Here is a 2,519-nt window from a genome sequence, read left to right as displayed (position 1 = left end):
CATCCTCCTGCTTCGAGGAGGCCATGTCTGCCATGGTCAACGTCACCGGTCTTGAAGATCCCATCTCGCCCTGCGCTACAGAGGTTTCAGTGATCCTCGTGTCTCACGGGACTCTGACAGACAGGGCTCTGCTGGTTCTGGTCTCGCTGCTCGGCGTCGTCGGGAAGTCCGCGACCGACAGCCTTCTGACCAACCTGGAGCAGCTCACGCCCGGCTCCGCCCGGGACATCCTGCGTAACGCGGTGAACGGCATCCGCGACACCGCCGGCACCGGGGGTGTCCTCGCCGTCGTCGGCCTGGCCGGAGCGCTGTGGTCCGCCTCCGGCTACATCGCCGCGTTCATCCGCGCCGCCAACGCCGTCTACGACATCCCCGAAGGACGACCGGCATGGAAGATCTTGCCACTGCGCCTGGCCGTGACCGTGCTGCTGATGGTGCTCCTCGCCGCCAGCGCGGTCATCGTCGTGTTCTCCGGCGGTCTCGCCGAACAGGCAGGAAAGGCCCTCGGTGTCGGCTCCGCCGCCCTGACCGCCTGGTCCTACGCCAAGTGGCCGGTGCTGGTCCTGCTCGCGATCCTCATGATCGCCCTGCTGTACTGGTCCGCACCCAACGTCCGTGTCCGCGGCTTCCGCTGGCTCACTCCGGGCAGCACGCTCGCGCTGGTCATCTGGCTGGCAGCCTCGGCCGGATTCGCCCTGTACGTGGCGAACTTCGGCTCCTACAACAAGACCTACGGCACGCTTGCCGGCGTCATCATCTTCCTGATCTGGCTGTGGCTGTCCAACCTCGCGATCCTGCTCGGCCTGGAGTTCGACGCCGAGATCGCCCGAGAACGCGCCGTCACCGGCGGGCTGCCCGCCGACGAGGAGCCCTACGCCGAACCCCGCGACACCCACACCTGGCCCCACCGCCCGCGCCGCCCTCACGGACACGCCGGCCAACGAAACACGTGACGGAAGCGACGGGCACCGGGTAACCGAGCACATCAGGGATTCAAACATCCGCCTCGGCGAGGCTATCCATGGACAGCCAGGACCAGTTCGTTCGGGCCCTTCTCGGCCGTATTGACCACCGTACCGACCCGACGTCCCGCGGGCGGCAGCGAACCGCCCAGCGACGCCACCCACCGCCCATTCAAGATGGGCGGGTCATGGTAGATGACCGCCACATGGATCCTTTCCGGGACGTGGGGTCCGGGCCGTCGAGGCACGTCCGCTCGGCGGGTGGGGAGGGCCCGGTCGGCAGCTGGTCCGGGCGTAGGGTGATCGCTACCCCTTCGAGCGGCTGTTCGCGGCGGGATGCACGACGACATACGGCCCAGCCGGCACCAGACCGCTGACGTCCGCGGGCTTCGCCTGTACGGCAAGCTGGCCGCCGTCCCCGGGCGGCAGAGCGCCACCAGCCGCCCGAACCCGATCGAGAGCCCGTTCCGCCTCCGGAACGTCGCTCGCCGTCCCCTCCGAAGGCGGCCGGTGCCGCAGATCGAGCAGTGAACCGGGATAGTCGACCGAGGCGGCGGCTACCCAGGGCACACCGGCCAGCCGCAGCATCAGGGCGGTCGGCAGCGGGCTCTGGTGAAACGACGTGAAGACGGCGGCCGCATCGAACCGGCCGGCCCGTACCCGGGCCACCACGTCCGCGACGTCGGCCGGGTCGGTCGGCGGCGGGTCGTTCACCACCCAGGGCGCCGTCCGGACAACGACCTCGGCCACCCCCGGCAGCAACCGGGCCGCATCCGCCCCGGCCGGGCCCGCCAGCACGGCGACCCGCGAGACCGCCGGCACCGCCGCCAGCGCCCGGATGGCCGGCCCCATGAGCAGGACATCACCGGCGCTGTCGAGACGCACCGCCAGCACCCGCCCGGCACGACCTGTCACGGGCCTCATCCTGCCGGGCCGGTCACCTGGCGTCCCGGCGGCGCGGCCCCCCTCGACCACCGGCAGCCGCCGCACCGCCTTCGCCCGGATCAGCGCGACGGCGTCCTCGATCGACGTGTCCGGCTCGACGGTGGTCAGGTCGGGGCTGCACGCCTCCCGAACGGGCGTCGTCGACGGGTCCTTGGCCTCGGCCACGACTCGCAGGGCGATATCCCGGTCCGTCACGATGCCACCGAGGCGGCCGTTGTCGTAGACGATGACGTCACCGGCATCAGCCGACCGCATGCGCCGGGCGGCCTCGACGACGGACTGCTCGGCCTCGACGGTCTGCGGATCGCGGGTCATGACGTCTGCCACTGTCCTGGCTATGAAGACTCTCCCTTCCGGTCGTTCTTTTCGTTTCGAGTGATATCGACTGCGCTGCCCGCCCACCCGGGCCTAAGGCCACGTCGTCCCGTCCTCGGCCAGACCCGCCGTCGAACGAGCAAAGTCCCGGCGCACGTCACCCGGCGGGAAGCAGGGCTGCGACAAAGTCGTGATCGGCGTGTCGGCTGGCGTCGCGGGCTGGTAGCGGCTACGGCGTCGCGGTGAGAACGGCCCGGGAACAGGCGGACGCGGCGCCCACGGGATGATCGAGGTTCC

The 2,519-nt window shown here is 70.5% G+C and carries 2 protein-coding genes; one reads left to right on the top strand and one right to left on the bottom strand.

Annotation, left to right across the window (positions count from 1 at the left end; all coding sequences use genetic code 11):
• Nucleotides 1–89: 89 nt before the first annotated feature.
• Complete coding sequence (locus AB1460_RS36825; RefSeq protein WP_368967146.1) at nt 90–953, top strand: YihY/virulence factor BrkB family protein; 864 nt, start codon at nt 90–92, stop codon at nt 951–953.
• Between the two features lie 315 nt (nt 954–1,268).
• Here the strand turns inward: AB1460_RS36825 and AB1460_RS36820 are convergent, their stop codons facing one another.
• Nucleotides 1,269–2,222, bottom strand: coding sequence for a CBS domain-containing protein (locus tag AB1460_RS36820; protein WP_368967144.1), 954 nt, complete (start codon nt 2,220–2,222; stop codon nt 1,269–1,271).
• Between the last annotated feature and the right edge of the window lie 297 nt (nt 2,223–2,519).

The sequence above is a fragment of the Parafrankia sp. FMc2 genome (assembly GCF_041008525.1).
Classification (GTDB): Bacteria; Actinomycetota; Actinomycetes; order Frankiales; family Frankiaceae; genus Parafrankia.
Note: the sequence above shows the minus strand (reverse complement) of the source record. Positions and strands in the feature narration are given on the sequence as shown.

What these genes read in the sequence shown, in the direction of transcription:
- AB1460_RS36820 (WP_368967144.1), bottom strand. Translation starts at nt 2,222, where the DNA reads ATGACCCGCGATCCGCAGACCGTCGAGGCCGAGCAGTCCGTCGTCGAG.